At 74.1% G+C, this 7,123-nt stretch carries 6 protein-coding genes and 1 pseudogene; 2 read left to right on the forward strand and 5 right to left on the reverse strand.

Features of this window, described 5'->3' with window-relative positions:
• Positions 1-106 precede the first annotated feature (106 nt).
• Positions 107-1,064: pseudogene (locus tag ACZ7EG_RS12020) on the reverse strand (LysR family transcriptional regulator).
• A gap of 172 nt (positions 1,065-1,236) precedes the next feature.
• Between ACZ7EG_RS12020 and snpA the strand changes: the two are divergent.
• Positions 1,237-1,950 (forward strand): snapalysin, encoded by a 714-nt coding sequence (snpA, locus tag ACZ7EG_RS12025; RefSeq protein WP_471075908.1) that lies wholly within the window; start codon positions 1,237-1,239, stop codon positions 1,948-1,950.
• A gap of 69 nt (positions 1,951-2,019) precedes the next feature.
• Here the strand turns inward: snpA and ACZ7EG_RS12030 are convergent, their stop codons facing one another.
• Both ACZ7EG_RS12030 and ACZ7EG_RS12035 read right to left on the reverse strand, forming a co-directional pair.
• A complete protein-coding gene (locus tag ACZ7EG_RS12030) occupies positions 2,020-3,021 on the reverse strand; it encodes an endonuclease/exonuclease/phosphatase family protein (protein WP_471075911.1) in 1,002 nt (333 codons plus the stop codon).
• 70 nt (positions 3,022-3,091) lie between these two features.
• Positions 3,092-3,901, reverse strand: a complete 810-nt coding sequence (locus ACZ7EG_RS12035) for an alpha/beta fold hydrolase (RefSeq protein WP_471075914.1) — start codon at positions 3,899-3,901, stop codon at positions 3,092-3,094.
• A 79-nt stretch (positions 3,902-3,980) separates the two neighbouring features.
• On the opposite strand from ACZ7EG_RS12035, the gene ACZ7EG_RS12040 reads away from it, so the two are divergent.
• Positions 3,981-5,327: an aminotransferase-like domain-containing protein gene (locus tag ACZ7EG_RS12040; protein WP_471075917.1), complete on the forward strand. Its 1,347-nt coding sequence runs from the start codon at positions 3,981-3,983 to the stop codon at positions 5,325-5,327.
• Here the strand turns inward: ACZ7EG_RS12040 and ACZ7EG_RS12045 are convergent.
• Together ACZ7EG_RS12045 and ACZ7EG_RS12050 are read right to left on the reverse strand one after the other, a co-directional pair.
• Complete coding sequence (locus tag ACZ7EG_RS12045; RefSeq protein ID WP_471075920.1) at positions 5,224-6,192, reverse strand: hypothetical protein; 969 nt, start codon at positions 6,190-6,192, stop codon at positions 5,224-5,226. The two genes, ACZ7EG_RS12040 and ACZ7EG_RS12045, sit on opposite strands and share 104 nt — an antisense overlap.
• A gap of 150 nt (positions 6,193-6,342) precedes the next feature.
• Positions 6,343-6,783 carry a hypothetical protein gene (locus ACZ7EG_RS12050; RefSeq protein ID WP_471075923.1) on the reverse strand — a complete coding sequence of 147 codons (441 nt, stop codon included), beginning with the start codon at positions 6,781-6,783 and terminating at the stop codon, positions 6,343-6,345.
• Between the last annotated feature and the right edge of the window lie 340 nt (positions 6,784-7,123).

A 7,123-nucleotide genomic window follows, 5' to 3' on the forward strand; every position in this document is an offset into this window, starting at 1 on the left:
GAGCGGTTGGGCTGTGCCGGTTCATGTGAGCGGTTGGGCTGTGCCGGTTCATGGGAGCCGTTCGGCTGTGCCGGTACATACGGAGCCGTTCGGTCGGGGCCGCAGTTCAAGGGAGGGCCGGGCTCGGGGGGCTGAGGGGGCCGCCGGGTGCCGGCCGCCCCCGCTCACTCCACTCCCAATAGGCCGGTGCCCGCCGGGCCACCTCCCCGTACGCCTCCTCCAGCGCGGGGTAGACGCCGTCCAGGACGGTCTCCGTGCGGGCCGCGGCGAGCAGCCGTACGCCGAGCGGGTCGCCCCTCAGGCGGCGTACCGCCATGTCGGGGCGCGGGGTGCGGGTGGGCTGGCAGACGGTGACGACCTCGCCGGTCGCTACCAGGGCGTCGGCCGTGTGGTAGTCGCCGTGCAGGACGTGCGGGCTGACGCGGGCGTCGCGGAACATCCGCTGGACGGCGTCCCATTCACCGTCGACCGTGGGGTCGATCATCCAGCGGTCGTCGGCAAGGTCGGCCAGCTCGACCTCCTGCTTGGCGGCTGCCGGATGGTCGACGGGCAGGGACACGCACTGCGGTTCGCTCCACCAGGACGCGCAGCCTGAGCTCCGCGGGGATGCGCAGCGGGCAGCCCTCCACCTCGTGCACGAAGGCGACGTCGAGCTGGCCGTCGGCAACCATGCGGAGCAGGGCGTTGGGGGAGACGTTCATGTGGAGGCTGGGGTTTCGGCCGTGGGCGCGCAGTCGGCGCAGCCAGCCCGCGAGGGCCTTGCTCGCCGTCGAGCCGATGCGGAGTTCGGTGCCGCCGGACGCCGCCGCTCTCGCCTCGGTGACCAGCAGGTGCAGGTCGGCCATCAGCGGGCGGGCCCGGCTGAGGACCAGGCGGCCCAGCGGGGTGGGACGGCAGCCGGTGTGGGAGCGCTGGAAGAGCGGTCCTCCCAGCTCCTGCTCGATACGGCGCAGTTGGGTGCTCAACGACGGCTGGGCGACTCCCAGGTGCCGGGCGGCACGGTGCAGACTGCCGGTGTCGGCTATGGCGCACAGCGCGCGGAGGTGCCTCACCTCGAGCTCCATGCTCTGTGAGGCTAAAGCGGAATCGCGGCGTTAACCAGCCACATAATCCATCGCTAAAGCAGGTGAATTGGGCAGCCGATAGCCCTGTCCTATCCGTGGTTGCCATCATCACAGGCGCCGCACAGGCACCGAGACTCACCGGTGAGACTCAACCCCACCCAAGGAGTCCTCGATGCGAAAGTCCCTGTTCTCCCTGGCGGTTCTCGGTCTCGGCCTCACGATGGCCGGACTCGGAACGGCTGCCCCCGCCGCGGCGTCCCCGGTCGCGGAGCCCCACGCCGGATTCGTCGCCAAGTCCGCCGCGTCCGCCAAGTCCGCCGCCTCCGCCAAGTCCGCCGCGTCCGCCGCGTCCGCCGACTCCGACGCGAACAGAGCCTTCTTTCAGGCAGTCCTGAAGTCCGTCGCCGAGAAGCGCGCCGAGAACCCGAGTGCCACCGCGGCCGTCACCGTCGTCTACGACGCCTCCCGCGCACCCACGTTCAGCGCCCAGATAGCGCGCAGCACCCAGATATGGAACAGCTCGGTGTCGAACGTGAGGCTCCAGTCGGGCTCCGCTTCGGCGGCCGACTTCAGCTACCGGGAGGGCAACGACTCCCGCGGCTCGTACGCCTCCACCGACGGCCGCGGCAATGGCTACATCTTCCTGGACTACCGGCAGAACCAGCAGTACGACTCCACGCGGGTCACCGCCCACGAGACGGGCCATGTCCTCGGTCTTCCCGACCACTACCAGGGCCCGTGCAGTGAGCTGATGTCCGGTGGCGGGCCCGGCCCGTCCTGCACCAACGCGATCCCGGACGCGACCGAGCGGTCCCGCGTCAACCGGCTGTGGGCCGGCGGCTTCGCCGCGGCGATGGACAAGGCCCTGGAGAAGTCGGCCCGTTGAGACCCCACGCGGATGCGGCCGCCCTGTCACGAGGGGCGGCCGTATTCGTGTGCGCGCACCGGGCCCCGGTCAGCGGCGTTCGTGGAGCGTGAGGTCCGTGACGACCGCCCGGTGGTCGGTGTCGGCCAGGTCCAGGATGCGGGTGCGGCTCGCGCCGAAGTCCTTCGACACCAGGACGTGGTCGATCTGCGCGCCGAACGTCGGGGCCGTCCGGGCCGGCCAGGTGGCGGTGCGGTCGGCGCCGTCCAGGCGGGAGGCGTCGCGCAGGCCGGTGTCGAGGATGCGGCGGAAGGCCGCGTGATCCTGGGAGGCGTTGAAGTCACCGGCCAGGACGAGGGGGGTGCCCGGGTCGGTGCCGGCCGCGTCGCGCAGGGCGCCCAGTTCCCGGCGCCAGAGGTCCACCTGGCCGGGCAGCGGCGGCATGGGGTGGGCGAGCTGGAGTCGTACGGCGTGCCCGTCGACGTCGGCGACCGCCCCGGGCATGCCCATCGTGCCGGGCACGCCCGCGGTGGGCCGGAGCGGGAAGCGGCTGAGGATGACGGAGCCCTCGGAGCCGCCGCCCTCCACGGCCCGGCGGTGCGGGTAGTCCTGGGAGAGGTCCCGTTTCAGCAGCGCGTCACACGCGTAGTCGCACTCCTCCACGAAGACCACGTCCGGTTTCTCGCGGCGGACGGCGGCGACGAGGGGGCCGGTGCCCTGGCCGAACTCGACGTTGGAGGTCAGCACGCGCAGTTCGGCGACCGGGCGGCCCGAGGGGTCGTCGACCTTGCCGTACGGCTCGATGTACCAGGCCAGCAGGCCGAGCAGGGCCACGCCCCAGAGCGTGCCGGGCCACCAGCGGGACAGCAGCGTGAGCAGCAGTCCCACGGCGGTGGGGACGAGCAGCCAGGGGAGGAAGGCGAGGAGCTGCGGGACGGGGGTCATGCCGTCGCTGTCGGCGGCCCGGAAACCGACGACCACACTCACTCCGGCGAACAGCAGACCGGCGCACCAGGCGCCGGGCCGCCGCCCGGGCGGACGGTGCTCGCGTGCGTCGTCCCTGGCGGTCCACTCGGCAGCGGTGGTGTCCAAGGCCCGGCCTTCCGTTCGCGGGGTGGGATGCCCGAATCCTCCCTCAAGGACGGGGTGGGGCGGTCCTCCCTCAAGGACGGGGTGGGGCGGCGGAAGGTTGCCGGGCGTCGACCCGGGCCAGGAATTCCTCCAGCGCGTGATCGAACACTTCCGGGCGTTCCAGGTTCGGCATGTGTGCCGCGCCTTCGATGATGTGCAGCTCCGAGTCCGGGAGGGCCGCGTGCATCGCCCGGGCGTCGGAGACCGGTGTGAAGGTGTCGTCGGCCCCCACCACGACCAGGGCCGGGACGCGGACGCGCGGCAGCAGGGCGGTGTAGTCGGGGCGCCGGGCCCGGGCGCGCAGGGCCGCGGCGGCGCCCTCGGGGGCGGTGGCGGTCATCATGCCGTGGACGTGTGCCTTGACCTCGGCGGACGCGTACGGGGCGACCATCCGCTCCAGGACCTCGTCGGCGTAGCCGCGCATGCCCTCGGCGAGGAGGCGGTCCGCCATGGCGCTGCGGGTCCGCACGCCCTCGGGGGTCTCCGCCGACGGGAAGGTGTCCGCGAGGACCAGGCCGCGGACGCGCTCGGGGAACAGCCGGTAGCAGTCCATGACGATCTGCCCGCCCATCGACAGGCCCGCGAGCACGAACGATTCCACCTTCAGCTCGTCCAGCAGCGCCTCGATGTCCCGGGCGAATCCGGAGAAGTCCGTGACGGCCGGGGCGGTCGGGGAGGCGCCGTAACCGCGCAGGTCGGGAGCGACGACGCGGCGGGTACCCGGGAACCTTTCGAGCTGCGGTGCCCACATCGTGCGGTCGAAGGGGTGGCCGTGGACGAGGACCAGGGGCAGCCGATGCGTATCGGGCCCTTTGTCCTCGTATGCGAGGAAGGGTGCCATGGCGTCGACCCTAGGGCGCCCCACTACTCAGTGCAATAAGATCTTTGCTCTCGGTGCAATCCAAGGGGGAGACCGGCCGATGAGTGACTACCGGCGTATCGCCGACCGCATCGCCGACGACATCGCCACCGGACGGCTGCGGCCGGGCCAACGGCTGCCGCCGCAGCGGGCGTTCGCCCGGCGGCGGGGCATCGCCCCGTCGACGGCCGGGCGGGTCTACGGCGAACTCGTGCGACGCGGGCTGGTCGTCGGGGAGGTCGGACGCGGCACCTTCGTACGGGCCGCACCGGACGGCCCGGCGGGGCAGGCGCTCATCGAACCCGCCCCGGCCGCCGCACCCGTCAACCTGCAGCTCAACTACCCTGCCGCGCCCGGCCAGCCGGAGCTGCTCGCCCCCGTCCTCGCGCCGCTGCTGCGCCCCGACGTGCTGGCCGAGGCGCTGTTACCGGCCGCCGCCACCGGCACCGCGGCCGCCCGGGAGGCCGCGGCCACGGTGCTCACCACCCCGGGCTGGCGCCCCGCCCCGGAGCGGCTGCTGTTCACCGGCAACGCCCGGCAGGCCATCGCCGCCGTGCTGGCCTCGCTGGTCCGGCCGGGCGGCCGGGTCGGAGTGGAGCAACTGACGTATCCGCTGGTCAAGGAGATCGCGGCGCGGCTCGGCATCACCCTGGTGCCGCTGGCCGGGGACGCGGCCGGGCTGCTCCCGGAGGCCGTGGCCGCCGCGCACCGCACGGCGCCGCTGTCCGCCCTCTACGTACAGCCGACGCTGCACAACCCGACGTCCCTGACGACCAGCCGGCCGCGGCTGCTGCAACTCGCCCAGCTGCTCCACGACCTGAACCTGCCCGTCGTGGAGGACCGCATCTGGTCCTTCCTCCGGGAACCCGGTGATCCGCTCGCCGTGCACGCCCCGGCCCTCACCCACGTCGTGGACGGGCTTTCCAAGCGGGTCGCCCCGGGGCTCACCGTCGGATTCCTCGTCGTGCCGCCGCACCGGGTCGCCGCCGTGGCCGACGCCGTGCGGTCGGGCGGCTGGAGCGCGGGACGGTTCGCGATGGAGGCGGCCGTGCGGTGGGCCGGGGAGGGGACGGTGGCGCGGCTGGTGGCGGCCAAGCGGGCGGACGCGGCGCGGCGGCAGCGGATCCTCGCCGAGGAACTCGCGGGCTTCGCCGTACGGTCCGACCCGGGTGCCTACTTCGCCTGGTGGGAGCTGCCCGCGCCATGGCGCGCGGACACCTTCACGGCCGCCGCCGCGGCGCACGGCATCGCCGTCACACCCGGCCCCGCCTTCGCCGTCGCCCCCGGGCACACGCCCGACGCCGTCAGGCTCGGGCTCGCGTCGGCTCCGGAACCGGATCTGCGACGGGCGCTGCGGACCCTCGCGCACGTCGCCGCGCGGCGAGCCGGGGACCGTACCGGCCTGTGACCCAGGCGCCGGCCGCCACCGCCAGACCCAGGACGCAGAGCAGCCAGGACACCGTGCGCAGGGTGGCGGTGAGGGCGTCGTAGACGGCTCCCGCGGCCGGGCGGTGCAGGGCGTCGGGCAGGTCTGCGAGGGTGAGGCGGCGGCCGATCGCGACGGCGAGGACCAGCAGCGCGCCGCCCAGCGCCGTACCCAGCCCGAGGGCGGTGACCGCGCGGCGGCGGCAGGCGGCGACGGCGATCCCGGCGACCGCGAGGACGGCGGCGGCGAGCGGCAGCCAGAAGGCGGCGGTGTCCAGCACGTGATACCCCTTGCGCAGTCGGTCCGCGTCGTCGGCCGGGAGAACCGGGATCCGCGTGTGCGTGACCGGGATGCGGCGGGCGAACGGCACGTGGTCGTCGGCGAGTTGCTGTTTGAACCGGGCGATGACGGGAGCGGGGTCGACGGTGACCGGGGCGCCGCGGGCGCCGTCGTCGCGCAGGGCGCGCAGCACCGCGTCGTGCACGGCCCGGTTCGCCGCGTCCCAGGCGGCGCGATACGCCTCGGTGCGGGTGAAGGAGCGCGCCGCGTCATGCACGAAGGGTCCGACCGCCCCGCGCAGCGGGCCGGTGTCGGCCCGGCGTCCGATCTCCCGCAGGACACCGTCCCCGACGGCGTCCGCGACCGCGCGCCGCACGTCAGGGTCGACGGCGAGCGGGGCCATCGTCCGGACGTAGCGGCCGGTGTCGGTGAGCCCGTGGGCCGCCCAGGACGCGAGCGCCCCGAACGGCACGAGCAGGCACGCGAGGACCAGCAGAACGGCCGACAGGACGTTCCGCGATCGTGGGGGCGCCTTCCCGGCCAGGGGCGCCCGGTCGCGCTCGGACACCCTTCCAGGCAAGACGCCCCGGGCCGGGCCCGCGAGCGCTGCGACGCCGTCCGGCCGCCCGCCTGCCGCGCCACAGCGCGTTCCACCTGCGAGAAGCGGCTTCGGGGGAGCCCGTCGGCGGGCTCCCCCGAACGGGTGTTCCGAGGCTCTTCAGCCGATGCGCCGGCCCGCGGCGTCCTCGTGCGTGTAGTAGCGGTAGAACACCATCGCGAGGACGGCCGCCCCCACCACCAGCCCCAGGCCGCTGGAGCTGTACACCGACGCACCGGACTGGCTGTACAGGAAGCCGGTCGCGCAGCCCGAGAAGACGAACCAGCACAGCGCGTGCAGCTCGCGGGGCAGCCGCGGTGCCAGCGCGCACACGGCGGCGAACAGCACGGCGAACACGAGCGCCGTGACGAAGCCGAACAGCAGGTTCCAGCCGGTGATGGGCCCGGCGTCGCGCCGGACGGCCGCGGCCCAGTAGCCGTAGGTGAGCCCGAGCACCACGGGCAGGCCGACCTTCACGGCGAGGTGGACCCGCGGGCCGAAGACGTCGGGCCTGCGTCGAGGCGTGATCATCTTGCGTGAGGCGGGTGCCGCATGAGCCATGACAGCTCTCCTCTCTGTCCCTGCCCTTGGATCCAGGGCACACCGGCGCACAGCCCCTGGCAAGTCGGCGGAGCGAACCGGAACGGCGCTGTGGCCGGTGTGGCCGTGTTTCGCCGGCTTCGTGGGTCGCCGCCATCGCCGGGGGCGCGACGGCGCTGTGGCCGGTGTGGCCGGTGTGGCCGGTGTGGCCGGTGTTTCGCCGGGGTCGTGGGCTGCCGCCATCGCCGGGGGCGCGACGGCGCTGTGGCCGGTGTGGCCGGTGTGGCCGGTGTTTCGCCGGGGTCGTGGGCTGCCGCCATCGCCGGGGGCGCGACGGCGCTGTGGCCGGTGTGGCCGGCGT

Source organism: Streptomyces sp. NPDC037100 (assembly GCF_055606225.1).